This window comes from Oceanobacillus sp. FSL W7-1281 (assembly GCF_037969835.1).
GTDB classification, from domain to species: domain Bacteria; phylum Bacillota; class Bacilli; order Bacillales; family Amphibacillaceae; genus Oceanobacillus; species Oceanobacillus oncorhynchi.
This window is the reverse complement of record NZ_CP150214.1, coordinates 1,767,185-1,793,729: the sequence shown is the minus strand read 5'-3', so window position 1 is coordinate 1,793,729 and position 26,545 is coordinate 1,767,185. Positions and strand designations below refer to the sequence as shown.

The 26,545-nt window shown below is 39.7% G+C and carries 17 protein-coding genes; 4 read left to right on the top strand and 13 right to left on the bottom strand.

Translation table 11 applies throughout. The features are described 5' to 3' along the window. Positions 1–56 precede the first annotated feature (56 nt). Positions 57–491, bottom strand: coding sequence for a potassium channel family protein (locus tag MKX55_RS08865; protein ID WP_042533445.1), 435 nt, complete (start codon positions 489–491; stop codon positions 57–59). 274 nt (positions 492–765) lie between these two features. Between MKX55_RS08865 and MKX55_RS08860 the strand changes: the two genes are divergently transcribed. Further along, positions 766–2,064 (top strand): glutamate-1-semialdehyde 2,1-aminomutase, encoded by a 1,299-nt coding sequence (locus MKX55_RS08860; protein WP_339237658.1) that lies wholly within the window; start codon positions 766–768, stop codon positions 2,062–2,064. 58 nt (positions 2,065–2,122) lie between these two features. Here the strand turns inward: MKX55_RS08860 and MKX55_RS08855 are convergent, their stop codons facing one another. The 4 genes from MKX55_RS08855 to mutY all read right to left on the bottom strand — a co-directional run bounded on the left by MKX55_RS08855 (position 2,123) and on the right by mutY (position 6,172). Next, a complete protein-coding gene (locus tag MKX55_RS08855; RefSeq protein ID WP_339237656.1) occupies positions 2,123–3,871 on the bottom strand; it encodes an ABC transporter ATP-binding protein in 1,749 nt (582 codons plus the stop codon). A gap of 163 nt (positions 3,872–4,034) precedes the next feature. Continuing rightward, the gene (locus MKX55_RS08850) at positions 4,035–4,568 is read right to left on the bottom strand and encodes a DUF402 domain-containing protein (RefSeq protein ID WP_339184131.1); all 534 of its coding nucleotides are present in this window, start codon (positions 4,566–4,568) and stop codon (positions 4,035–4,037) included. Between the two features lie 176 nt (positions 4,569–4,744). Next, positions 4,745–4,921 carry a gamma-type small acid-soluble spore protein gene (locus tag MKX55_RS08845; RefSeq protein WP_040984584.1) on the bottom strand — a complete coding sequence of 59 codons (177 nt, stop codon included), beginning with the start codon at positions 4,919–4,921 and terminating at the stop codon, positions 4,745–4,747. A 174-nt stretch (positions 4,922–5,095) separates the two neighbouring features. Further along, positions 5,096–6,172, bottom strand: a complete 1,077-nt coding sequence (gene mutY / locus MKX55_RS08840; protein ID WP_339237655.1) for an A/G-specific adenine glycosylase — start codon at positions 6,170–6,172, stop codon at positions 5,096–5,098. A 72-nt stretch (positions 6,173–6,244) separates the two neighbouring features. Here mutY and MKX55_RS08835 point away from each other — a divergent pair, with 72 nt between their 5' ends. Beyond that, positions 6,245–7,234, top strand: a complete 990-nt coding sequence (locus MKX55_RS08835) for a metal-dependent hydrolase (RefSeq protein ID WP_339184126.1) — start codon at positions 6,245–6,247, stop codon at positions 7,232–7,234. Positions 7,235–7,359: 125 nt separating this feature from the next. Here the strand turns inward: MKX55_RS08835 and MKX55_RS08830 are convergent, their stop codons facing one another. Together MKX55_RS08830 and recX are read right to left on the bottom strand one after the other, a co-directional pair. Beyond that, entirely contained in the window at positions 7,360–7,692 is a 333-nt protein-coding gene (locus MKX55_RS08830; protein WP_339184125.1) for a YfhH family protein, read from the bottom strand. A gap of 60 nt (positions 7,693–7,752) precedes the next feature. After that, complete coding sequence (gene recX, locus MKX55_RS08825; RefSeq protein WP_339184122.1) at positions 7,753–8,577, bottom strand: recombination regulator RecX; 825 nt, start codon at positions 8,575–8,577, stop codon at positions 7,753–7,755. 91 nt (positions 8,578–8,668) lie between these two features. Between recX and MKX55_RS08820 the strand changes: the two genes are divergently transcribed. After that, positions 8,669–9,562, top strand: coding sequence for a TIGR01777 family oxidoreductase (locus tag MKX55_RS08820; RefSeq protein ID WP_339237654.1), 894 nt, complete (start codon positions 8,669–8,671; stop codon positions 9,560–9,562). Positions 9,563–10,299: 737 nt separating this feature from the next. Here the strand turns inward: MKX55_RS08820 and MKX55_RS08815 are convergent. Then, the gene (locus MKX55_RS08815) at positions 10,300–10,836 is read right to left on the bottom strand and encodes an Rpn family recombination-promoting nuclease/putative transposase (protein ID WP_339237652.1); all 537 of its coding nucleotides are present in this window, start codon (positions 10,834–10,836) and stop codon (positions 10,300–10,302) included. Between the two features lie 651 nt (positions 10,837–11,487). Between MKX55_RS08815 and MKX55_RS08810 the strand changes: the two genes are divergently transcribed. Further along, the gene (locus MKX55_RS08810; RefSeq protein WP_339237650.1) at positions 11,488–12,051 is read left to right on the top strand and encodes a GNAT family N-acetyltransferase; all 564 of its coding nucleotides are present in this window, start codon (positions 11,488–11,490) and stop codon (positions 12,049–12,051) included. A 76-nt stretch (positions 12,052–12,127) separates the two neighbouring features. Here the strand turns inward: MKX55_RS08810 and MKX55_RS08805 are convergent, their stop codons facing one another. The 5 genes from MKX55_RS08805 to MKX55_RS08785 all read right to left on the bottom strand — a co-directional run bounded on the left by MKX55_RS08805 (position 12,128) and on the right by MKX55_RS08785 (position 26,514). Beyond that, entirely contained in the window at positions 12,128–12,307 is a 180-nt protein-coding gene (locus MKX55_RS08805; RefSeq protein WP_042533423.1) for a hypothetical protein, read from the bottom strand. Between the two features lie 12 nt (positions 12,308–12,319). Continuing rightward, positions 12,320–13,165, bottom strand: a complete 846-nt coding sequence (locus MKX55_RS08800; protein ID WP_212928308.1) for an SPFH domain-containing protein — start codon at positions 13,163–13,165, stop codon at positions 12,320–12,322. A 74-nt stretch (positions 13,166–13,239) separates the two neighbouring features. Further along, the gene (locus MKX55_RS08795) at positions 13,240–14,118 is read right to left on the bottom strand and encodes an MBL fold metallo-hydrolase (RefSeq protein WP_339184116.1); all 879 of its coding nucleotides are present in this window, start codon (positions 14,116–14,118) and stop codon (positions 13,240–13,242) included. 218 nt (positions 14,119–14,336) lie between these two features. Continuing rightward, a complete protein-coding gene (locus MKX55_RS08790) occupies positions 14,337–22,985 on the bottom strand; it encodes a Cna B-type domain-containing protein (protein WP_339237648.1) in 8,649 nt (2,882 codons plus the stop codon). A 484-nt stretch (positions 22,986–23,469) separates the two neighbouring features. After that, positions 23,470–26,514, bottom strand: a complete 3,045-nt coding sequence (locus MKX55_RS08785; protein WP_339184112.1) for an ATP-binding protein — start codon at positions 26,512–26,514, stop codon at positions 23,470–23,472. Positions 26,515–26,545: the final 31 nt, after the last annotated feature.

Sequence of the window (26,545 nt, the reverse complement as noted above, 5' to 3'; positions counted from 1 at the left end):
CCTCCATTTAAACATTCAATCTTCTCCCTTCAATATAGCATATTGCAGGGTAAGATTCATTTATCATTGTCTCTGCTGCTGATCTGTACAACTTTTAATACAAAAGCAGCCGGCAATATGTAGCCGATCAGCGCTTCTGAGATAGCAATGATCCTGCCGATGCCGACCGGCGCTAAATCACCATAGCCGAGAGTCAGCAAAGTGACCCCGCTAAAATAAATAGAATGAACAACCGATCCCCATATTGTCACTTCTCTAAGCTCTCCATGCTCCACAATAACGATTCCTTGAAAAGATAAAATAAAATAGATTAAGCCGTAGCCAACCATTGTAATGCAATAAACAATCAGCATAGCAATAAAAATTTCTAAAGAAAAATGTCCTTCCTTCATTTGTATACGTGAATGAACTAATTTATATTGAATGAAATCATAAATGCTTTTTCCAATTAAAATGATAATCGTAATAAGGAATATCCAAGGGATACTCATCTCTTTTACTCCTCCCCTACTGCCTTCCCTCATTAAAAAAACAGCTAGATGCAAACGTCAAAATATGAGGAATCTCAATTTTTAATATCCGCTTTTCCTATGTATATGCAGAAACCAAAACAGTTTGTACAAGTTTTCTGTGTAATTTTTTGTTATATTAGTAACTGGGTAAAATATTACAGAAAACCAAATTGTTCATTTTACCTTTTAAATGAACTTGTAAAAACGTGTCATACCCTTTACAAGTTGGGAAGAATGAGGAGGAAACGAAATAATGAAATTTACAAATTCTGAGAAGCTGCATCAAGAAGCTTTACAACATATTGTCGGCGGGGTGAATTCTCCTTCCCGCTCTTATAAAGCTGTAGGCGGGGGCTCCCCTGTCTATATGAAAAGAGGACAAGGTGCTTATTTCTGGGATGTGGATGATAATAAGTATATTGATTATTTAGCTGCATATGGACCGATAATAACTGGCCACGCTCACCCGCATATCGCAAAAGCGATTGCTGAAGCAGCAACTACCGGCGTTCTATACGGAACACCGACGGAGCTGGAAAACACATTTGCGAAAATGTTAAAAGAAGCGATGCCTTCGTTAGAAAAAGTGCGCTTTAATAATTCAGGCACAGAGGCTGTGATGACGACTATCCGCGTAGCCCGCGCCTATACAAACCGTACAAAAATCATTAAATTCGCAGGCTGCTACCACGGCCATTTCGATGCTGTACTGGTAGAGGCAGGATCTGGACCTTCTACGCTGGGTACGCCGGATTCAGCCGGAGTTCCTGCTTCCAGTGCTGCAGAGGTAATCACCGTTCCATTTAATGATTTAAATGCCTTTAAACAAGCACTTCATCGCTGGGAAGGTGAAATTGCAGCTGTACTGGTCGAACCGATTGTAGGGAACTTCGGAATTGTCGAACCGTTCGAAGGATTTTTACAAGAAGTAAATGAGCTTACCCATCGTGCCGGTGCGCTAGTCATTTATGATGAGGTAATTACTGCCTTCCGCTTCACCTATGGAAGCGCCCAGCAAATCTATAATATCGAGCCTGATTTAACAGCAATGGGTAAAATCATTGGCGGCGGTCTTCCAATTGGCGCTTATGGCGGACGCAAGGATATTATGGAGCAGGTTGCACCGCTCGGGCCTGCCTATCAGGCCGGCACCATGTCCGGAAATCCCGCTTCAATGGCAGCAGGTATTGCATGCCTAGAGGTGTTACAAGAAGATGGGGTATATGAAGAATTAGAACGTCTTGGAAAACGGCTTGAAGAAGGTATCTTGGAAAAAGCAGAAGAATTTGGTATCCACATTACCATAAATCGCCTTCGTGGAGCTTTAACCGTATACTTTGGCGTTGATAAAGTAACCAATTACAGTGAAGCAGATGCGTCAGACGGAGAAGCCTTTGCAACCTTCTTCCAGCTTATGCTGAACGAAGGTATTAATTTAGCTCCTTCTAAGTACGAAGCATGGTTCTTAACAACAGAGCATACAGACTCTGATATTGAAAATACCATCGATGCTGCAGGTCGTGCATTTGCAAAAATGGCTGAGAAAAAATAATATAATGGCACGATAAAAAAGCATTTCCCGGAGAAATCAACCTCTGGGAAATGCTTTTTTATTCATCCAAATTTTGAATCTGATACAAATCATAATAATGACCACGGAGCCGCATTAATTCCTCATGCGAACCTATTTCTACAATTTCCCCATTTTCCACAACAACAATGCGATTTGCGTGAGTAATGGTTGCTAGACGGTGGGCAACAATAAACGTTGTCCGGTCTGAAGCAAGCTTCTCCAGTGTTTCCTGAATAAGATGTTCACTTTCTAAATCAAGTGCTGATGTTGCTTCATCAAAAATTAACAGCGGCGGATTTTTCAAGAAAACACGCGCAATAGCTATCCGCTGCTTCTGTCCGCCAGATAACTTCACACCGCGTTCTCCGACCATGGTTTCATAACCCTCGGGCATGTCATCAATAAAGTCATGCGCATTTGCTGCTTTTGCCGCCCGGATGACTTCCTCTCTCGTTGCCTCTGGGTTCCCCATCCGGATATTCGTCTCAATCGATTCAGAGAACAGAATATTATCCTGAAGCACCATTCCAATATTGTCCCGCAGCGCCCGGGCCTGCATATCCCTTAAGTCCATTCCATCGATTTCAATCGACCCGCCTGTGACATCGTAAAAGCGTGGAATCAAACTGATTAGTGTCGATTTTCCTCCCCCGCTCATTCCGACAAAGGCTATGGTCTCTCCTTTTTGGACATGAAGGTCGATATCCTTAAGCACTGACACTTCTTCCTCATCATATTGGAAGGAGACATGGTTAAAGGATACTTTTCCTTTCAGCCTTCCCGGATCAACCGCATCCTTTTTGTCCGTAATATCATACGGCTCATTCATTAATTCAAATACACGGTCAATAGACGCAATGGATTGTACTAACGTCGTCGATGAGTTGATCAGCCTGCGCAAGGGGCTGTACACCCGCTCCATATATCCGACGAAGGCTACCATCGTTCCGAGTGAGGTATTGCCCATAATAACCTGATAACCTGCAAAAGCAATGACGAGCAGCGGCGCCAAGTCAGTAATCGTATTGGTCACGGCAAAGGTTCTGGCGTTCCAATCCGTATGCTTTAAAGCCCGGTCCAGGAAATGACGGTTTCTTTTATCAAACTGCTCATCTTCATAATCTTCCAGCGCAAAGCTTCTTGTCACCGGCACCCCTTGGATACGCTCATGCAAGTGGCCTTGTACTTCTGCCAGAGCTTGTGACCTTTCTCTTGTCAGACGGCGTAAGCGTCCGAAAAAGTATTTGACAGAAATCCCGAACAGCGGGAATAAAATAATCGATACAAAGGTGAGCGGCACATCCATGGTAAACATAATAATGATAGCAATTAAAATGGTTGTGACATCCAGCCAAATATTCATTAACCCGGTCATCACAAAATTTTTCGTCTGCTCCACATCATGAATTACCCTGGAGATGATTTCACCTGTTTTGGTCTTCGAATAGAATTTCAGGCTTAGCTTTTGAAGGTGATCGAATAATTTTCCTCTGATATCAAAAAGAATTTTATTCCCGACCCACTGCGCTAAGTATTGACGAATATACTCAACCGGCGGGCGGACAATTAAAAATACGACAAAAGAAATACCCATAATCCAGAATAAACGGGTTATTCTCTCGGATTGGGTCATGTTTTCTACCGTAACAATATCATCGATAACGTATTTCAAAATCAAAGGCATTAACAGCGGAATACCAAATTTAACAACACCGATGAGTAATGTCCAAATAATCTTCCATGTGTATGGTTTTACAAATTTCATATACTGTTTGATGCTGCTCATTTATCAACTTCCTCTACTTGAAAAGGTATTTCGTTTTAATATCCCTCTAAATAAAAAAAGGATATCCTTGTTATGTCATCCGTAACAAGGATACCCTTTTACTCAGTCGAATTGCAATCAAACCGCTCAAACATCGCTAAAAATATTTGTTTTCTTTTCAAACCTAATGATACGTTAAGTACATTTCATACCAATCATCGACAAACCCCGGAGAAAAAGGACCCTTTCCCTGGCGAATCCAATGAATTAATAATTCTAATTGCTGATAAAGAATATGATGAATTTCTTCCGGGTATTTCATCAAAACTTTATTTTCTTCATATTCATCTTCATCAAGGAGGTTAAACGTCATATCTGGAAATACCTTCACGTCTAAATCGTAGTCAATGTATTTTAGCGATTCCGCCCCCTCATCGTAAACAAATGGGGAGCTGAGATTACAGTAATAATGAATTCCATCATCCCTGAGCATACCAATAATATTAAACCAATGCTTCGCATCAAAATAACAAATGGCCGGCTCTCTCGTCATCCAGGAATGACCATCGCTTTCGATGACTTTTGTCCGATCATTCGCTCCAATTATAATACTTTCCGTTCCTTTTAATACGACACTATTTTTCCAGATTCTATGAAGTTGTCCATTATGTTTATAACTTTGTATCATCATTTTGGAACCAGCGTTTGGAGAAACCATCCAAAATCTCCCTCTCCATTTTCATACAGTGATTTATGAATTATCTTATATTATAAGCCTTCAGCCATAAAAGTTAAAGGATAAGTCCTTTTTATTTCCATAATGGTTTCTTCATTGATATGTAGAATCATTAAAAGGGTTTCCGTAATTGGAAACCCTTTTGGGTAAAACAGATGTTATTGCTTGTTTTGTTGAGATTGTTGGTTTTGCTTTTTCACTTCTTGTGCATCTGTTTCTTGAGCAAACTCAGTACCATATTGTCCTTGAGCTGCTTGTTGGTTTTGCTTTCTTACTTCAGCTGCGTTTGTTTTTGCAGGATTTTGTTGGTTTTGTTGATTTTGTTTTTTAGCCATCAATATCACCTCCGCAATAATTAATTTGTCCCGAAGCGCATTTCTTTATCCAAACTTTTTTAAAGAAATATTTTTAGCATGTTGGAAACCCCGGCAGACAAAGCATTAAGGCGTATTTTTGATGACAAATATTTTTATCAGTATTTATATTTCGTCGTTACATTCGATAATATTTCATTTTTCCTCTAAGAAGGGTATCATTTTTTGATGTGAAACAGGAAAAGGATATTCTTTCATTTCTTCTAAGGAAACAAATTTTAAGCGGTCATCCTTTACTGTTTCCTGATTCGTGATTGCTTTACGTACATCTACATTCCAAATGATATGAGAAAAAACGTGTTTAATGGATGTGCAGGATTCTTTGATTTCCACATCTAACCCATAATTTTCTTCCAGCCATAGCTGCCAGTCTTTTTTAACGATATCATCGGCAGGTATCATAGGAAATTGCCATAATCCTGCAAGTAGTCCAGAATCCGGTCTTTTTTCAATAATATATTTCCCTTCTTGATTTTGGATCAGCAATGCAATATATTTTTTCTTTTGCTGCTTTTTTGCTTTCTTTTTCACAGGCAGCTTTTCCTGGATTCCATCAACATATGCCTGACAATGCTCCATCACCGGGCAGAACATGCACATAGGCTGCTTCGGCGTACATATCGTCGCACCTAAATCCATAATAGCTTGATTAAAGGAGGAGGGATCTTCCTTTGAAATCATTTCCGCTACGTAGTATTCAAACAACTTTTTAGTGGAGTTTAATGCAATATCTTCTTCAATATGCAATACGCGGGAGAAAACACGCATGACGTTACCATCCACCGCCGGAATCGGCTGATTATAAGCAATAGAAAGAATCGCCCCTTTTGTATATGGCCCTACTCCTTTTAAGTCACTGAGCTGCTTTGGGTCATCCGGGATTTTTCCATCATATGCTTCTACAACCTCGCGTACTGCTGTTTGTAAATTTCTTGCGCGGGAATAATAACCTAAGCCTTCCCATTGTTTTAAAACATCCTGCTGATCAGCTTCAGCCAGTTCATATACAGTTGGATATTTCTCCATAAACCGATTAAAATAAGGGATGACCGTATCTACTTTCGTTTGCTGAAGCATAATTTCTGAGACCCAGACGCGATAAGCATCATTATTTTCGCGCCACGGGAGATCACGTTTATTTTCTTCGTACCATCTAAGTAAATCTTCTTGAAAAGCGGAAATATTTATTTGTTCTAATCTTTTATCGTTCATGTTTTCACGTCCTATGTGTTAAAATAATATTGGAGTGCTTTGATGGAAGCAACTTAAGGAGGATATGTAACTATGGATACTGGTACGCATATCGTTATGGGTGTTGCACTTGGCGGTTTAGCAACGTTAGACCCAAATGTGCAAAGTAATCCTACTCTATTTCATGCCGTATTGGTTGGAACAGTCGTCGGATCACACGCTCCTGATTTTGATACGATTTTTAAATTAAAAAATAATGCAACGTATATAAGACAGCACCGCGGAGCATCTCATTCACTCCCTGCTATTCTTATGTGGAGCCTGCTTGTATCTGGAGCAATTTATTTATTTGTTCCAGAAGTGAGCTATTTGACTCTCTGGCTATGGACATTGTTAGCTGTGTCCATCCATGTTTTTGTCGATTTATTTAATGCGTATGGTACACAGGCATTTCGGCCATTCACCAAAAAATGGGTTGCCAAAGGGTTTATTAATACATTTGACCCTTACATTTTTTTCTTGAATGTAGCTGGTATCGTCGCGTGGGCATTAGGTGCCAATCCCGGATACACTTGGCTGATTATTTATACAGTCATTGTATTATATTACATCAAACGCTATATGGACAAAAGGGAAATCGTTCAGAAAATCAAAGAATACTTCCCTGATACAGAGATTGTCGCTACATCCCCTACGCTTAAACAAAATTATTGGCGCGTTGCTATTACGACAAGCGACCGTTATTATGTAGGCAGCGTTGAGAACCGGCACATTGAGATTGTTGATGAATTTTATCGAGTACCTTTACCCGATACAGATGTCATCAAAGCTGCGATAAAAGATAAAAATATCTCTTCATTTTTAAATTTTTCACCGGTGTACCGATGGGAAATAAATACGGATGAAGAGGATATTATAGAAGTTCGTTTTATTGATTTACGCTATCGCAGCAAAGGGTATTATCCATTTGTAGCTGTGGTAAAGCTGGATAAGAGCCTGGAAGTAATTACTTCCTATACAGGCTGGATTTTCTCAGAACAGAAGCTTCAAAGTAAATTGATACCAAGCGACTCAAGTCCTTAAAGCTTATACAGGACGTGAATACGGTAACTCTGCAAATGGTTCAGGCGTTTGAAACAGCGGTACCTTATTTCGATAACTAAAAGGAACAACTCAGGTGAAACGGATTTCGCCTGAGTTGTTTTTATTCAGTTCACTTTTTTTCCTAATAAAGAGATTGGCAAGGCTTCAATATTTTCACTTTCTTCATTTAATAAATCAATACGATAACCCCATGCAAATACCCCATTAATATAGGATATTCTGAATTTATAGCCTGTTTCCATTTTAAGCTGATAAATTTCCTCTTTTTCAAAATCATCCGGACTCATTGTGTAGGCAAGCGCTACTTGCATTTTTCTTTCACATATTTGCATCTCTGAAATATTCCCAAGCTGCTCTGCTTTTTGAGCCTGCTCTTTTAGTTTCCCAATTTCTTGATGCAGCTGTTCTATGGAATAATCACTATATCGAAATTTCATTCTTCTCCCCCTTACTGTCGATTCCTATTGTACCAAATATAACAGAAAAGTAACCCACATTTATTCTTGATTTCCCATGTATTCCTCAACAAATTGCTGAATCATATCGAAATGGAAGCCTTTTCGATATAAACCTTCCATTACTTTTTGCTTGAGCTGGAAGCCTTCATATTTTTTTACATGCTTTTGATACAGCTTTTCTCCTTGAAATTTCAAGGCCTCCCATTCCTGATTTGTATCCTCTTCCTGGTCCATGGTCTGAATTGCTTCAAAAACAAGCTGCTGATTAAATCCTTTTTGAAGAATCGTATTTTTGGCTTGGTTTATCTGTTTTTGAAAAGAATCCTTCGAGCTTTGCTTTATTTTTTTTCCCAGCAGCTTTTGAACTTTTTCTTTCTGCAAGGCTGGCGTATATTGCTCTAAAGCATTTACAGCAATTTGTCCGCTAATCCCCTTTTCAAAGAGCTCCTGTTCAATGACTTTTGGACCTTTTGAGCTTGTATTTATACGCGAGCGCACAAACATTTCAGCAAATTGCTGATCATCAAGCAGTTTTTCTTTCTTCAACCGCTGCATAATGACAGCAATTTGTTCCTCTTCCACTTCTTTTTTCTGTAAATACGTAATCACTTCTTTTTCCGAACGTATTCGATAGCTTAAAAAGTGAATAGTAAGGGTATATACTTTATGGAGATTATCTTGTTCCTTCAGTGTTTCGATGAGTTCATTATCTAATTCCATTCCTTTCTCCAGACGAAATTGAATGAGAATATCCTCACCGACACTAAACCCATATTCATCACCAGCTGATGTGTTTAAAAATATATTATAGCGATGCTTCTGTTTTTTTTGCGTTGTAATTCGGGTAATTTTCCGCAACATCATTCACCTCTCTTTTTATCATAGCAAAAAATGAAGCAAGCAGATAACATGAAATATATACTTTAAAATATCATCTAAAGGAGGTTTCAATATTATGAACATACTAATAACCGGAGCTACAGGATTTTTAGGCAATAAATTGGCTGCACACCTCACCAGCCTTAATCATAAATTATATATCCTGACCCGTTCTCCTGAGAAAAAAACAAATACATCGCACCTGACTTTTATGGGGTATGATACGACCGCAGATGAACTTCCGAGAATAGATGCTGTCATTAATCTTGCAGGAGAATCATTGTTTGGATACTGGACGAAAAAGAAGAAGGAGGCTATCCTTACCAGCCGTCTTCGTGTCACCAAGTATCTTGTCCAATTAATGAAAGCCATGAAGGAAAAACCAGATGTATTTATTAGCGGCTCCGCAGTAGGATTTTACGGGATGTCTGAAGATTTCATCTACACTGAGGCAACGACGCAGCCTGGTACCGATTTTCTTGCATCTGTAACAAGGCAATGGGAAGAGGAAGCGAGTGAAGCCGAAGAGTTGGGAATTCGAACAATCTACGCCCGTTTTGGCATACTGCTGGGCAAGGACGGCGGTGCATTTCCGCTTATGTCATTGCCGGTAAAATTATATACAGGCGGACACATCAGTGATGGCGAGCAATGGCTTTCCTGGATACATGTTCAAGATGCAGTAAACTTAATCACCTTTGGCTTAGAAAATCATACCTTAAAAGGTCCAATCAATATTACTGCTCCTACTCCTAAACGCAATAAAGATTTTATGAAAAAAGCAGCACAGGTATACAAACGACCGAATTGGCTTCATTTGCCGGCTGTATTCTTTTATCTTACCTTGGGAGAAATGGCGCAGCTTCTGATAAAAGGACAGTACGCGTATCCAGAAAAGGCGCTCGCACACGGATTCACGTACGATTTCCCCTCCCTCAATCAGGCTTTATTAGATTTGAAAAATAATTAAATCATGAAAATGCTTTTTTAAGTAAAAAAGCAAAGAAAAAATGCTGGTTTTGTATAGGAGCATGCCATGTTATTTTCCTGCATGCTCCTTGTTATTTTCTATTTTATCGCAGTGTAACTGGCTGGGGCTAGGGTTACCAATGTTGTCAGGTTAGTGCGACCGCTGCGACGGGTTATGGTGGGGTGAGTAATCGCAACCCCAGAAAAACACTACGCTTTCCGTGGGCTTGAACTCAGCATCCTCGATAAAGAAGACTTAGCGATTGGCAAGCCGACAGGCGCAGACAGAGCTAAAGCCGCACCTATGCCCCGAGGGTAAAAAAAGAAGTTCGCTTTTTTCTGCGGGGTCTTCCCTCCGCGCTTTCCCACGACGGACAGGACGTCCTAATGTCGGTCGTTGGTCACAGGATGTGACAGTTCTTATCCGACCAGGAGTCCCCGTGTTTTTCCTTCGCTAGTTAGTCTTGTTGCTATCTACTTGTATCAAATATAATTTTTATAAAATTCATTAACCTGACAACATTGCCGGGATTACTTGCCCAGTTGTAAAGAACTGTGCGTCGAAAAACCCCGTTGAAGGAAGTTTCACTTTATCAGAGCACTTTAATTCTGCTTATTTTGATGCCTCCTGCTGAATCATCTCTAATTGCTCTGAGGTTAAACCCGCCACCTGTAAAATGGCCGTTTGGCTTATCCCCTGCTCTAACATTTTGAGTGCCGTCTGTTTTGCAGATTCCTTTAGTGCGGACTCTGCTTCAAGCCTTTTTCGTTCCGCTTCTTTTCTTTTGATTTCCGCCTTTTCCTTCTGCTTTTCTGCCTCTTCCTTCTGTTTTTCCACTTCTTTTTTCTGTTTTTCTGCTTCATCTCATACAGACGAAAGATATTATAAAAGGCGTCCGTTTCATCCAGCAGGTTAAAATGCATGATATTAATACTGATGACAGGATACAATTCTTTATAGCTTTGCCCTTCTTTCAGCTGCTCTGAAAAAAGTCTTGACCAATAATACAGCAATCTTTTAATCATATTATACTCATTATTGATTTGAATTTCTATGTTGACCCATTCTTTATTCTCCGTCCTGGTTAAGAGATCTAATCTGGATTTCTTATCTTCTTCATACTCGCCGCCAATTTCGATATTTTGAAAGTAAAGCTGCTGAATCGGACTTCTTCCTGATTTGGCTAAAATGGCATTGAGAAAGACGACAGTGATATCCTTATTCTTTTCGTTTCCAAATAGTTGTTTAAAAGCATAGTCTACTTTTAAATCCATTAATTGGACATCCGGTATTCGATGCAGTGCTTTGTTGGTGCACTCTTTTCTTCTTTGATATTTGTTGTATGACTTGGATTCTTCCTGTACATGCAAAGGGATTATTTCGGATGAGGAGTATACTTTTCGGAGACATATTTGGGGCATAAAAACACACCCTTTTATTTTGATAAGGTGAGTTTCTAAGGTGACTATCTAAACAAAGTATACAGAACAAACGTTCTTTAATCAAGGTTTTTTTATTCTATTTTCTTATTTCTGTTTGGTAACCATTCTCTCCTGCTTTTTTACGTTTTCTCTAGTTTCGAATCGGCTGCAGCTAGACTGGTACAAAATAAACTTACAAAAATTTCATGCTTTATTATTAAAAAAACACTTGCATTTCCCCAAAAAAATCATACAATAAAATTATCAAAAATGAATTTGAAAAGAGCTGATGAACAGCCTATTCGGCTGTATTGATAGAAGATCAATTAAATAGGGAAGGCAAATGGTGCGCCACCGGGGTTTCCTGGTTCTAGCGGGTTCGATTCCCGCCCCGAATTTTTGTTTCCAAGCTACTTTAAAAATAAAAATTCGAGGGCGGGTGACTCACTAGCTGCGGCTTTTTTGCTAATGAATGTACCCGCCTGGAAAAAGGAGGGTATTTTTATGCTTAAAATACGTGATTTAATGGAAGTGCCAGCTTTATATGAATTGATGACAGCCCCTGAGGTATACCCATTTGTCAGGCAAAAAGCTGCAACCGTGGATGAATTTTACTTTTCAACCAAACAGACAATAGAAGCAGAAGACCGTGGAGAATTAATTTCCAGAACGATTTTAGATGAGTATCAGCAACCAATTGGTACGATCAATCTTTTTGATATAGAGGATAATTATGGATTTTTAGCTACTTGGATCGGTAAGCCGTATTTTGGTAAAGGCTATAATCGCCAAGCAAAAGATGCCTTCTTTCATGAACTTTTTACTACTAAAGGCATTGATGGTATCTTTATGAAAGTGCAAAAAAGTAACCAACGCTCCTTAAAAGCTGTTTTAAAGCTTCCTTACGTTACTTTTGCAAATGAATTATACGACTCTATATATAAACGCGTTAACGCACATTCTAATGAAGCAATATATGATTTATTTGTGATTACGAAAGAGCATTATTTGTCCTATCAGCAATTTCATTCAGAAGCTGCTGTCAATTCTGATGAGGAAGTATCCTAAATAAAAACAGCCTTAAGAAATCACAGCTCCTGATGATTTCTTAAGGCTATTCGTTCGGGATTTCCATCGAAATTCTTTAATCTTCCCCAATTTTCTTATCCTGTTTTTTCGGCAGTCTTCCCGCCCGTTTAGCAGATTCTCTCAGCAAAAATTCAACGTGGCTATTGACACTGCGAAACTCATCCTTTGCCCAGCGCTGCAATATATCATAAAGCTCAGGATCAATACGTAATGGAAAGTTTTTTTTCTTCGCCATAATAACCCCTGCTTATTGGTAAAGCGATCCTGTATTGATTACCGGCTGTGTTCCTTGATCGGAGACAATGGCAACAAGCAGGTTATTGATCATTGCCACTCTGCGTTCATCATCTAAATCCACTACGTTATCTGCTTCCAAGCGGGAAATAGCATCCTGGGCCATTCCGACAGCACCCTGAACAATTTGCTCCCGGGCTGAGATAATTGCACTTGCCTGCTGACGCTGCAGCATCGCCTGAGCGATTTCTGTAGAATATGCTAAGTGTGTTAATCTCGCTTCAATCACTTCTACACCAGCAACCTGCAGACGGTCCTGAAGCTCTGTTGTTAATTGGTTTGATACTTCATCTGCATTTCCGCGTAAGGTTAATTCTTCATTGGTAAAAGAATCATATGGATACGTTGTTGCCACAGCGCGAATAGCTGTTTCACTTTGAATCTCCACAAAATCCTCATATTGATCAACATCAAAAACTGCTTTCGCTGCATCTACCACCTTAAAAACAACCACTGCAGCAATTTCAATCGGATTTCCGTTCACATCATTCACTTTCAGCCGATTACTGTTAAAGTTACGAACTCTCAAGGAGATTGTTCTGCGTACAGAAAATGGTATAGTTACCAAAATTCCTTCACGACGCACCGTTCCCATATACTTTCCTAAGAAAATAACAACAACAGACTGATTAGGCTGCACGATCGTTATCCCGCTGATTAGAATACCCGCAATTAAAACAAGCACAACCCCTAAAACGACATACGATTGAACAATACTGAATACCCCTAATGCAAGTAAAACAACAATCAGGCCGATTCCAAGTGCACCATTAATGCTCCACGCTTTACGTTCCTGCATGAAATCCACTCCTTCATATCTTTATTATACTATAATGATATCATTTTTGTATTAAATTGTAAAAAGATATGATGTTAGCCTGCATGCTCTTCCACAAATTTCTGAATTGGATCCATTCTTGGGTTTACAATTAACGTCTCTCCATCTGTTTCAACTGTAATACTGTCTAATGCGGCAGTAGAATAAATCAGTGCATTGATTTCATATAAATGATCAATCACACGAGGAACAGGATGACCGTAATTATTATCTTTACTGTAGGTTAAAATAGCAATTTCAGGATCTACCGCTTCCAAAAAAGACATAGCCGTGCTTGTATTCGAGCCATGATGCCCTATTTTAATCAAATCTGCATCGACATCATGCTTTTTTTGTATCTCCTTCTCTTCCTTTTTACCAACGTCTCCCATTAAAAGCATGTCTGTTTTTTCGTAATTAAGCTTTAAAACTAACGAGGATGCATTAGGAGAAGTTAATGGCTGTGCTGCATTCCAAATATCCAGGGAAATCATTGGATCAATCTCAATCGGTGTATCTTTTTCAGCAATTGTCAGCGGTATTTGTAAATCACGAATCCGATTCATATATGCAGCAAATGTTTTTGTCGGATGAAGCTTGCCGATATCAACCACACCGCCTACATCTATCTCATCCAGGACCTTTACTAAACCGCCGATATGATCGACATCCGGGTGAGTAGCAATCATTAAATCAATTTCATTAATCCGCAGTTCCTTAATATAGTTAACGAGAGCATCGCCAGCCTCCGGAGGCCCGCCATCAATTAAAATAGTCCGGTCTAAAGGCGTCTCGATTAAAATACTGTCTCCTTGGCCAACATTAATAAAATGCACCTTCATTACAGGCATTTCTTGTTCTGCATGGGCGGTTGAAGGGGTATGAAATTGTATTGTTATCAGTATAAATAAGAGGATAAAAACACTTTTTCGCATACTTTAAATACCTTCCCTTCTTTTTCATTAGTTTGAGCAAAAAGAAAGCTCGATATGACGACAGGTGATTGGTAATTGTTGAAAGGAATTTCTGCCGTTGTTTTATGCAGGCGATATGTAAGCAAGACGCCATATTTAATTTTTTCTTTTTAAGACAGAAAAAGAGGCTATTACCTTTAATTGGCAATAACCTCTTTTTTTAATTAAATCCGTTCTATCTAGTGAGATGAACGATTACGAAGACGGTATACAATCATTAGAATTGCACCGGCCGCCAGTAAACCTAAGCTGATAAGCAATAAGTTGAACATGGATGTTGCTGTGCCTGGCAAGGTTTCTCCATCATCACCTTTACCGGTCTCAGCACCTTCTCCAACTTTAGGATCTCCTGCTTTTTCAACAGCATCTCCATCTGTTTTGCCTTTTCCATCAGCGGTTGCTTCACCAGAGTCTGTTGCTTCTGCCTCTGGTTCTTCTGGACTTTCTGAATCGGTTGGCTCTTCTCCTGGGTTGCCTGGAGTCTCAGGGTCTGCCGGTTCTTCTTCCGGCTCTCCTGGTGTTTCAGGGTCTGTCGGTTCTTCTCCCGGCTCTCCTGGTGTTTCAGGATCTGTCGGCTCTTCTCCCGGCTCTCCTGGTGTTTCAGGGTCTGTCGGCTCTTCTCCCGGCTCTCCTGGTGTTTCAGGGTCTGTTGGTTCTTCTGATTCTGCTTTCACAAAACCAAAATCTAATGTTGGGTCATGCTCTCCGTCTTCTGTTAAGTGACGAGATACCGCAAACCATGTAGATGAATCAATGGAATTATCATTTCCTGCTTCTTCCAAGGTTGGTACATACCCTTTCAAGGCTTCTGCAGATGCTTCCCGGTCAATTCGTACAATGTACGTTTTATCGATTGGCAAATTTTCAAAGATATAATATCCATTTTCATCTGTAGTAACTGGTCCTACAGGATTTCCATAAACATCTGTTACTGGATTTCCTTCCTCATCTTCAATCGTTAAGACGACTCCTTTAAGCGGAATATCCGTTTCATCTTGTAATCCATCTTTGTTCACATCAATCCATACATAATCTCCTACACTTACTTTCGCCGGACGATTGGTGATGGTGAACCCATCTGCCGCATTTCCTTCTACATTATCCGTTACATATCCGTTAACAGCTGCTTCTTGAACAGTATAAGTAACCTCTGTTCCAGCTGCAAATTTAGGCATATTTGTAAACTCAAATGTCCAATCCATGTCCGCAGTGACTTCTGCTGAATTCACTTTTTCTCCGTCTGCTAACAAGTTAACAGTGATGGAATCTGGGCGTTGATCCGTATAATTATTGTCATCCCAGATTTTGGTTCCTTTTACATCAATCCGTTCCGGTTCATGCGTGTTCGTAATGACATAGCCATTTTCTGCATTTCCGGCTGTTTCCGCTTCATAACCATCAACAGCTGCTTCTTCCACTGTATAGTCAATCAGCTCTCCATTATTGTATTCGTCTAAATCAGTAAAGTCAGCCTGCCAATTGTTATCAGCGCTTAATACCGCTTCTTTTTCTGTTTCTTCACCGTCAGCGATTAATTTCACTGTAATGGATTCTGGACGAATACCATCTTGATTGTTTGCATCTTCCCAATGTTTGATAACATTGATGCTTGTTTTTCCTGGTGTATAACTATTAGTAATATCCATACCAGTAATCTCTGTAGAATAATCTTCTACATTATCTTCTTGAATGGTATAGTTAATTTCTTCTCCATTCTCAAATCTCGGCAAGTCTGTAAATGCATAGCTCCAATCTGATTCCTCTGTCACTTCTGCATCTTCTACTTCCTCACCATTTGCTAATAAATGAACTGTAATGGATTCTGGACGTTTGCCGTCTTGGTTATCAGCGTCATCCCAGGTTTTGGTTCCTTCTAAATCAACCAACTCTGGCTCATGCGTATTCGTAATGACGTAGCCATCCTCCGCATTTCCAGCTGTTTCACCCTCATAACCGTCAACAGCTGCTTCTTCCACCGTATACTCGATTAATTCACCGTTTTTAAATTTATCCAAGCCCGTAAAATCTGCTTGCCAGTTATTTGATTCATTCAATTCGATGGAATCTATTTCTTCCCCATCAGCAAGTAAACTCACTGTAATGGATGCCGGGCGAATGCCATCCTGGTTTTCCGCATCTTCCCAAGCTTTAGAAACAGGAACACTGGTTTGTTCCGGTTCATGATGGTTGGTTAACAGGATATTTCCATGGTCGGCATCATTGACAGAGACTTCATAGCCTTCTGGCACAGATACTTCTTCTACGGTGTAATTAATTTCTTCGCCGCCATTTTGGTATGCATCCAGTTCAGACCATGTATGCATCCAGTCATTTTCTGCAGACAGAATAACCGTATCGCCAACTTCATTTTCCCCTGCATACAATTGAACCTCAATCTGTTCAGGGCGAATACCGTCTTGGTTATCGTTGTCGTTCCATCCTTTTGAAACAGTAACCGATGTTAGTTCTGGCGTGTAAGCATTAGTGACAGTCACATTGCCGTCATCTCCGGTTTCCAGTTCGGTTGAATACTCCGTAACGGAATCTTCCGTCACACGATATCCAATTTCTTCTCCATTACGATTTTTCGGCAAATCTTCAAACGAATGGGTCCAACCGTTTTCTTCATTCAATTCAGCTGTTCCAACAATTTCCGATGCATCATTGATGACATTTACAGTCACGCTGTCCGGGCGGACGCCATCCTGATTCTCTGCATCATCCCATTCTTTGGTAACAGGGATTTCAACTGTATCTGGTGTACGGTTGTTTGTAATCAACACGTTTCCATTAACTTTTTCTACCGTTGGCTCCTCATAACCTTCCGGGACATTTGTTTCTTCTGCCGTATAGTTGATTACTTGACCACCGTCTTGATAAACATCTAATTCTGTCCAAGTATGCGTCCAATCATTTTCTGATGATAAACGAACAGGTTTGTTAACAGGTTCTCCATCAGCGAATAATTGAACGGTTACATGTTCCGGCCGGACGCCATCTTGGTTATTGCCGTCCTCCCATCCTTTCATAACAGTCAATGATGTTTGTTCTGGCGTGTAGCTGTTGGTAATGACAAATCCATCTGCTTGTTTTACAGCAGTTGCCCCGTAGCCTTCGATGGCATCTTCTGTAATACGGTATTGGATTACTTTCCCATTATCATATTTCGGTAATCCTTCAAATACATGAGACCATTCTCCATTTTCATCTGCAGTTACTTCTGCTGTCTGAACAATTTCAGACTTTCCATTGATAACACGAAGCGTAATACTCTCTGGTCTGTTGCCATCTTGATTATTGGCATCTTCCCATACTTTTGAAACTGGAATATCAATCAATTCTGGCTCATAGCTGTTGGTAATCGAAATTGCTCCGTGATTTTCGTCATTTATATCTGACTCATATCCTGCTGGAACATCGACTTCCTCCACTGTATAATCAATAGGTTCTCCGCCATCGCGATTCGCATCTAATCCAGACCATGTATAGGACCACTTATCTGCTGCTGTGATGAGCACCTCATTTCCTAAGGCTTCTCCGTCTGCAAGCAATTGAACGCGAATACTGTCCGGTCGCTGTCCATCCTGATTATTTGCATCATTCCAGAATTTATTGACGGTAACAGAAGTCTGCTCTGGCGTATGTTCATTCGTTACAGTAAATGTTCCGTTACCATTATTGGAAATAGTAGTGGAATAATCTTCTACTGTATCCTCTGCCACGCTGTACGCAATTTCTACGCCGTCACGATATTTTGGTAAATTCTCAAAAACATGTGACCAATTCCCATCGTTATCAGCTGTTATTTCTTCCGTTGCCACAACGTTTGAACGATCATCATAAAGATGAATCGTAATGCTGTCTGGTCGTGCTCCATCTTGATTGTTGGCATCTTCCCATGCTTTTTCTACTGTAATATCCGTCATTTCTGGTGAGTAACTGTTTGTGATGGTATAGCCATTTTCAGTGCTTCCACTAACAGTACTTTCGTAGCCAGCCGGTATATTTGACTCTACAACAGTATAGTTAATTCGTTCTCCATTTTGATATTCATCTAAATCGGTAAAGATAGCTTCCCAATTATTGGATTCTTTCAAAATTCTTTTAGCTCCAAATTTTGCTTCCCCATCTGCATACAGCTGTACCATAATGGCATCTGGGCGGGCACCATCCTGGTTATTTGCATCTTCCCATACTTTTTCTACCGGGATATCTATCTTGCCTGGTGTATAGCTGTTTGTGATAACAAATCCATTTTCTGCATCTCCGGAAACATCACTTTCATACTGCTCCGGTACGTTTACTTCTGCGACGGTATAATTAATCTTATCTCCGCTATTATCCAGCTCCGGTAAATCTGTAAATGAACCTTGCCATTCATTTTCATTACTCAGAATAACGTTTTCTGTATCGGTTTCCTCGCCATTTGCAAATAATGCAATTTCAACGGATTCCGGACGATTGCCATCCTGGTTGTTCGCATCCTCCCAAGCTTTCTCCACTGGAATTTCAGTAGTTGGAGATACGAATTCATTTGTAATCGTTAATCCATCCTCGGAAACAGATTTCTCATAGTTTTCTGGGACAGTTACTTCATCGACCGTATAGTCGTACGCATTACCGCCCGAATCAGTTCTATCCAAGTCCGTCCACGTATATTCTGTTTCACCGTCTTCCAAGGTGACCGGATCTCCAAATGCTTCTCCATTTCTGAATAATTGCAGTTCAATGGATTCCGGGCGATGATTTTCGCCGCCTTGCCATTCTTTCGTGCCTGTTACATTAATTTTTTCCTTGGTGTTTTCGAAATTAACTTCAAAAACTTTTTCATTGCTGCCATATGGCTCATCTACATTAATTTCGATTTCTTTATCGGATAACACGTAGCCATTTGGTGATTCAATTTCTACCAAGATATAGGTTCCTAAGAATAAGTTTCCTACTTCTAAAATACCATTCTCAGTAGTAAATTCGCCCATTAATACTCTCTCTTCATTTACAACTCGATATAATTCAAAAGTTGCTCCTGAAGATTTGATTACTTCTTCAGTAGCTGAATCAACTTTAGAAAGTTGGATAGCTCCACGATCTTTTCGAAATTCTCCACCAACCCATGAAAATTGTCTTGCTGAGATTTCGTTTGTTTCCCTCGTTACTGTCTCAATTTCTTTACCCTTAAGGTCTACTGTATTATTAACAGTTTGCCCATTTTCGGCAATAACGATAGTGGTATAAGTGATTGTTAGAGCTTCAGTTAAATCCTCATCAAAAGAGATATTTAAAATTGTTTGGCCATCTTCAGTAGTTTCTGTTTCAAGCGTATAACCAATCTCTTCACCACTACTTGTAACAATAGTCAAGCTGTCTTCTACAAATGACAGACCAGCACTAATTGTATCTGTAAGTGTTGCATCACTTATTCTTGAAAGGCTTTCATTAGCAGTGATTTTCCATTCAAGTTCTTCACCAATATAAACTTCGCTTACATCAGGCAGAACTTCTTTATTCAACACTTTATCCCATCTGTCATAATGCACAGATGAAGAATAAGGATATTTTCCTTCTTCTGTTGTTACTTCCGCATGGTTTACATAATTTTCTTCTGAAATGTCTGGAACTCTTGTTTCAAACTGAATGACATATCTTTCAGTTACTTCACCATTAAAGTTAACAGTAAGTTCATTACCCTCAACTTCTACAGTATAATCATCATTAAGAGTTAATTCAGTATCAGTAATTGTTGTATTACCACCTGCATCTACTTCATAAACAGATACTGTGATACTGTCTTCAATGATTTCTCCGTCATAACCTAATGTATCAGTAACTGAAACATTTTCCCCAAGATTATGCTGATGATAGTTAAAGTACACTTGCCAAGCGATTCTTCTATCAGATGCATCGGACCAACTATCTGAATCAACAAGATTCCCTTCTTTAAAGCCACTATTCCAAGCGTTTTCTATTACACGTTGGCTAGCATCGTCTTCTTCGTTAATTTCACGATTATTTTCCGTTGTTCCTCCAAAATGTGCGTGGTTTCTATAAAGACCAGCTTCATCTTCATTAGAATGAGGAATCAATGAATTTCCGTCTTCATCCACAAATTGCTCGTCATAAGAAGTAGTATAGTTCACTACTAATTCTGCTTTTTCTATTTCCCGGTTGAATACAATTGTAAAGCCATTTTGGTATCCACCCTCAATTGGAGCAAGTGTATAATCTTCTCCTGAAACAAGATTTTCATTACCAAGAGTAATTTCAACTGTCCCTGGCAATAAGATTAGCCCATCATTTGTGAAGGTATCAGTAATGGTAAAACCTTCATTGATGTCTTCTCTCGTAGGATCGACATTTAAACGCCAATTAATTGTTTTCTCATTATAGTTAATTCCATCAAAACTCTTTTGATACGTATTTGCATGCGGACGGATTGTAGCATCTCTATCTCCGCCACCTTCACCAACACCGTCACCTTCCATACCTACAGTGTTTGTAAATGCATCCGCATTATTGAAATTATCAATACTAGTCGTATATTCAATTGTAATTGTTTCCGTACCAACATCTGGCAAATCAATTGTTAATAAGCCATCTTCTTCATCATGAGTCGCTCCAGGGAATTCATTACCATTTTCACCTGTAATTGTAATGTTTGTTAATGTTAATCCCTCTGGCAATTGGTCTGTTACGGTAACATCGCCCAATAGATGTTTTGCTTTGTTTACAGTAACTTTCCAAGTAACTGTACGATTTTCATAATCAATATTGCCCGCTTCTACTTTCTCAAGAATCGGACCTCTATCGAACTGAACTGTTGCATCATCATCGTTCAATTCTTCATCACCATCAAAAAGAATGGCTGTATTTGTGAACCCATTATTCTCTTGGTATTCACCCTCATTAACTTCTGACCAATTAATTTCAGTCAGGTAAGTGATTGTATATGTTTGATCCGGGCTTACTTGACCTAATTCGATTGGGAAATCATCTGCTTCAATATCAGTACCTTCACCATTTAAAGTGATATTAATAGATCCTGGAACAATTTTTAAACCATCTGGTAATTGATCCTCAATCCTGGCATCATCAATAGACATACCATTTTCATTAACGATAATGGTCCATTCAATCTGATCACCCGATTCTGAATCAACTCGATTTCCTTCCTTCTGAATCGGATTACTTCTTTCACCTCCAGAAACGGTTGCTTGTGCTTCCAAGTCAATATTATCACTTACAAATGTCGCATCATTGGTGAACTGTGCTACATTAATATCTTCAATTGATGTTGTATATTTGACCTGATAGCCGCTTCTTCCATCGATAGAATCGAATGTCATTTCAAATCCATCGTCAGTAAGAGTTGGGGCGTTAAAATCGTCAATTGGATCTCCTACGATCTCATTACCATCCACATCAATAGTGATTTCTCTAACTTCAAAATCACGTGCTTCGCCAAGACCGTTTGGAATAACATCGGCCAGCATTCCATTCTCTATTGCCTCGTCAGCACCATTCACAATATTAACTGTCCAATAAACTTCTCTTGCATTGACAGGGCTATCCGTACGACCGGATTTATCTAAATCTGTATTAACTTCTGTCGGTGTAACTTGAACAGTTAAATCTCTTTCACCATCGCCATCAAAATCAATCTCTTGCTCCCATTCCTCAGTGAATATTTCTCGGTCAAAATTTAATTGGAAACCTACGTATCCATTTTGAACACTTTGATCCTCAATGTTCTCATCGAATGTAAAAATCAATTCACCATCATTAATGGTAAATGTTCCTACTTGGGTACCTTCTACCATTATAGGTTGATCTGGCGTATTTACCCAATGTAGAAATACATCTGGCAATGGCATAGATGCTGTATCTCCAGCTTGAATGGTTTCATCTGTTTCCCAGCTATATTGAACCTCATAAGTTCCATCAAAATCAACTTCATGACCGTCTTCAACATCTTCACCACCTAGTCTAAACCACTCAAAGGTAAAGATATTCCCTAGCTCAGCCTGAGGTCCAACCTCCGATGCAGCAGAAGGCGCAATATTTTCTTCTTCAGCCGTTTCCTCCTCTACGGCTTCCTCGGCCTCTTCTTCAGTTACTTCTTCCTCTACAGCTTCTTCGGTTCCTTCTTCTTCAGCCGCTTCTTCCTCTACAGCTTCCTCGGTCCCTTCTTCCGTTGACCCCTCTTCTACAGCTCCCTCGGTCCCTTCTTCTTCAGCTGCTTCTTCCTCTACAGCTTCTTCGGTCCCTTCTTCAGCTGCTTCTTCCTCTACAGCTCCCTCGGTCCCTTCTTCTTCAGCTGCTTCTTCCTCCACAGCTTCTTCGATTCCTTCTTCCGTTGACCCCTCTTCTACAGCTTCCTCAGCGGTTTCCTCTCCTTCCACAACTTCTTCTTCCTTTTCTAAAGGCAATTGCAGCTTCAATGTACCCTCAGCTTCTGAATGCTCCAGTGCCGATTCATTAAACGTGACACGGATTACATCCTCTGTTGTTTCAAAGGAGGCAATTTCCACTTCTTCCCCTTCCGAAGATATTATGCCCTCCTGCTCTATTAGTGCTGCAGGAGAATTAAAATCTACAGGCTGACTTACATCCTCTAAATCATAACCGGCAAGCGACCAGTCTATATGTAGAAACCAGCCATCATCTTCCTCGGAAAAAGAACCTTCAGAAATGCTTTCAAAATCAAAAAACGTATCATTTTTGTTTTCTTCCGCGTATGCCGTTTGAATAGGTGCAATACCTGTTACAACGGACTGCATAACAAGAAGAAAAATCATAAATATACTGGCTCTTTTTGCTCTTCTCTTCAATTATTCCAGTCCTCCTTTTTTATTTAGTTTTTAATCACTGCTGGAATAGGGAAAACCGACACCTCCTAATATCTCTGTATCTTTAAAATGATTTCTGTTCTGCTGAAAAGCATAAAAGAACGTGTTCTAATAGATGAATAGATGCTTGCTATTCATGAAAACGCTCTGGCCTTAAACTTATCCAACTGACAGAAACATTTTAAAGTTTCATTTGACTACATACTCATCCTCTAATCCGTACCATTTTTCTAGTATTCATGAAGTAAAATTTCAATTTATCCCGTTATATTAGAAATGAGCTTTTGTAGTCATTTTTATCATAACTTACGGAGTATACTCAGAAAATAGTATGTATATATACAAATTCTATACAGCCTGATAATCCATAAATATTCCAATATCTGTATGAACCTAACTAAAGGAACCTCCCTTCTATTAAGCAGATAAAACACTTAATAAAAGGAAGGTTTCATGAAGGTTCATCCTATTCTGTTGGAGGCAAGTCCACCTCAAAAAATACTTTCAATCCTTTCTCCTTTGAGCTTATCATCTGCAGTCCCTTCCCAAAATGCTGATGCAATCGTTTATCCACATTAAAAATCCCAATACCTGATTTGCTGTCAGATTCTCTGTTTAAAATGGTTTGCATTTCCGCTTCTTCTATACCTGCCCCATCATCCTCCACCGTAATCACTGCTTTGTTACGGGAGATATTTTTTATACATCTGATGGTGACGGTTCCTTTGCCCTGTCTGTTTCGAATACCATGCTGTACCGCATTTTCCACTAATGGCTGGATGGAAAGGAATGGAACATAGACCTCCTCTTCATCTTCCAGATCCCACTTCACCTGTAAAGCTTCGCCAAAGCGTACCTGTTCAATATACAAATAGGAGCGGACGATATTTAATTCTTCCTTCAAGGGGACCAGCTCTTTCATATGCTGAAATTGAAATTTACTTCTCAATAAATTACTGAATTCGTTCAGGAGTATTCTCATTCCTCTTACGTCTAATTCGCTTAATGCCATAATAGAATTCAATGTATTAAATAAAAAATGCGGCTGTATCTGTGCCTGCAGCCAAGAGGTCTCCATCTGTACCTGCTTCTCGGCGACACGCTTCAGTGTTACCAAAGAATCCATACGTGCTTTCAGTTCAACCGGTTCAACAGGCTTTCCAATGTAATCATTTGCCCCAGCTAAAAAAGCGGCCTGTATACCTGTCGTTCCACCGGTAAGCAGCAGCAAGGGCAATTCTGTCAGAGAAAAGCGTTCCCGAATTATTCTGGCAAGCTCATATCCTGATATTTCCGGCATCATAATATCTGAAATAACGAGATCCCACTCCCGCTTTTTCAGTTCCTCTACAGCCTGTTTAGCATTGGAAACAAATACCGGATGATATGCATCATCGGGAATAATCGCTTTTAAAGCCAATAAACTTGCCGGATTATCATCGACAATCAGGACAGACGGCATCTGATTGTTTTTTCTATTTGGCTGTACTGTTTGTTCACTTTCTTCTTTTGGCATCTGCTTTTCTATTTGGCTTTCAGAGGTCCATGCTGCCGCTTCTTGCGCTGCCAGTGCTAACGTGAATGTAAAGGTTGTTTTTTCTCCTTTTTTAGAAGAAACTTGAATTCTCCCGCCATGAAGTTCTACTAACTGTTTCGTAATATTTAATCCTAATCCAAAACCGCCTTCAGACATTTCATTTTCCGGATGCCCCTGTTCATAAGGCTGAAAAATCTTCTTCTGCATCTCCTCGCTGATTCCGATGCCTGTATCTGTCACATGAATTTCTGCTTGATGATCTTTGACAGAAGCAGAGACCCTGATCGACCCCTGATTGGTATACTTAATGGCATTATCTACGAGATTAAATAAAATTTGTTTCACCCGATTTTCATCTGCATATACAGGAGGAAAATCTTTTGGAATCAAATGAACGATAGACAGGCTCTTCACATCGGATGAAAAACGCAATGCATCGATAATTCCTGTGACAATCGACTCTAACGCAATCACTTGTCTGTTTAATCTCGGTTTATTAATCTGTAAGTTTCTGGTCTCCAATAAATCTGACAACAGCAGATTCATTTGCTGCCCGACGTTCAAGACAGTGTTCAATTCGGTCATGCTCTGTTTGGACAAATTTGTTTCTTCCCTGTCCCGCACCGCCTCGGAAAGCAATAATATACTATTCAACGGATTACGGAATTCATGAGATGTATTTGCCAGAAATTGATCTTTTTCCTCATTCACTTTTTTCAATCTCTCTGCTAAATCCTTTGTCTCCTTATGCTTTTGAAAATATCTCTGAAACCAGACAATCGTATAGCAGGTTACAAAAATCAGCAGATCAAATGGATAAAAGGTCAAATAAATACTTTGTCCTTTCCATATAAAATTCCATATCGCATGATTGGTAATAGCAGCATAACTGCATACCAGAAAATACGCAGCTTTTTGGTTCGTCTTATACATTGAAACAATTGAAGAAATGGTAACAATTGCCGTAACAATACCAAATATATAATAAAGCGGACGAAGCGCCAAAATTTGCGGCATCGACAAAAAGATAGTGACCACAGCCAACACGGCCATCCCCCATTTAAAAAACGGAAAGATTTTATTCCAATAAGGCAGCTTTTGATGATCGGTACATTGAACCAATGCATAAAAAATGATTAAATACACCGTATGGATCATCCAATACTCTAATTCATAACTCAAATTAAAAAATTGCTGCAATAATTTCTCGCCAGTATGAAACAGAAAACCCGAAAACAAGCTAAAGGCCAGCAACGAGAAAGAAAGTACTTTTTTATCTCTTCCCCCAATAAAATAAATAATCAATGTGTATACCGTATGCATGAACAGAATAGCTGCAATGACAACTTGTGAATAGTTTGTGAGCTGTACTTCTCTCGTAATCGTTTCATCTGTCCCAAACCGAAGTGAGAGGTAAATACCGCCATCTCTGCTGTCGATAAAATTGGCAGCTTGAATCACAACATCTATATTGCCCTCTTCGTCCGCTTTAAAAGTCACTGTTTTAGGCATAATATCCGCAACATACGCGGCTTCCGTTTCCGCCAATCGGCCCGTCTCCGCTACTTTCTGCCCATTCACGTAGATTTCCGATGATGTACGGATGTTTGGGACGTATAATTTAAAATTCCGGTCATCCTCCGGCTGTACTCTTACTTGCAGCCTGTAAGTTCCATAACCAAAAGGAGAACCCAGATTATTCTCCCAGCCATGAGGCACTTGAATTGCTTCCGGCGCTTCAACAGTGGAGGCATCCTCCTGCATCAAAAACTGCGATGGGTAAAAATCCCACACCCCATCCAGCAATATTGATTGCCCTTCTTCTATTTCCCATGATCTTAAATCAAGCTTTCCTTCTTGAATATCAGGAGTTATATTTTCTTGAAATAAACCTGCCCAAATCAGACGCAAAGCAGACAAACTGATCATACAGAGAATCACAAAAATCGCCGTTCGGATATTATCTTGTTTCATTGATATCAACTCTTTTTTTCATGGCCATCCT

Coding starts and splice junctions, on each gene's coding strand:
- MKX55_RS08805 (WP_042533423.1), bottom strand. CDS start 12,307: ATGGCGAAGAAAAAAAACTTTCCATTACGTATTGATCCTGAGCTTTAT.
- MKX55_RS08785 (WP_339184112.1), bottom strand. CDS start 26,514: ATGAAACAAGATAATATCCGAACGGCGATTTTTGTGATTCTCTGTATG.
- MKX55_RS08815 (WP_339237652.1), bottom strand. CDS start 10,836: ATGGATTTAAAAGTAGACTATGCTTTTAAACAACTATTTGGAAACGAA.
- MKX55_RS08795 (WP_339184116.1), bottom strand. CDS start 14,118: ATGCGAAAAAGTGTTTTTATCCTCTTATTTATACTGATAACAATACAA.
- MKX55_RS08865 (WP_042533445.1), bottom strand. CDS start 491: ATGAGTATCCCTTGGATATTCCTTATTACGATTATCATTTTAATTGGA.
- MKX55_RS08845 (WP_040984584.1), bottom strand. CDS start 4,921: ATGGCTAAAAAACAAAATCAACAAAACCAACAAAATCCTGCAAAAACA.
- MKX55_RS08830 (WP_339184125.1), bottom strand. CDS start 7,692: ATGAAATTTCGATATAGTGATTATTCCATAGAACAGCTGCATCAAGAA.
- MKX55_RS08820 (WP_339237654.1), top strand. CDS start 8,669: ATGAACATACTAATAACCGGAGCTACAGGATTTTTAGGCAATAAATTG.
- mutY (WP_339237655.1), bottom strand. CDS start 6,172: ATGAACGATAAAAGATTAGAACAAATAAATATTTCCGCTTTTCAAGAA.
- MKX55_RS08810 (WP_339237650.1), top strand. CDS start 11,488: ATGCTTAAAATACGTGATTTAATGGAAGTGCCAGCTTTATATGAATTG.
- MKX55_RS08855 (WP_339237656.1), bottom strand. CDS start 3,871: ATGAGCAGCATCAAACAGTATATGAAATTTGTAAAACCATACACATGG.
- MKX55_RS08850 (WP_339184131.1), bottom strand. CDS start 4,568: ATGGTTTCTCCAAACGCTGGTTCCAAAATGATGATACAAAGTTATAAA.
- recX (WP_339184122.1), bottom strand. CDS start 8,577: ATGATGTTGCGGAAAATTACCCGAATTACAACGCAAAAAAAACAGAAG.
- MKX55_RS08860 (WP_339237658.1), top strand. CDS start 766: ATGAAATTTACAAATTCTGAGAAGCTGCATCAAGAAGCTTTACAACAT.
- MKX55_RS08835 (WP_339184126.1), top strand. CDS start 6,245: ATGGATACTGGTACGCATATCGTTATGGGTGTTGCACTTGGCGGTTTA.
- MKX55_RS08800 (WP_212928308.1), bottom strand. CDS start 13,165: ATGCAGGAACGTAAAGCGTGGAGCATTAATGGTGCACTTGGAATCGGC.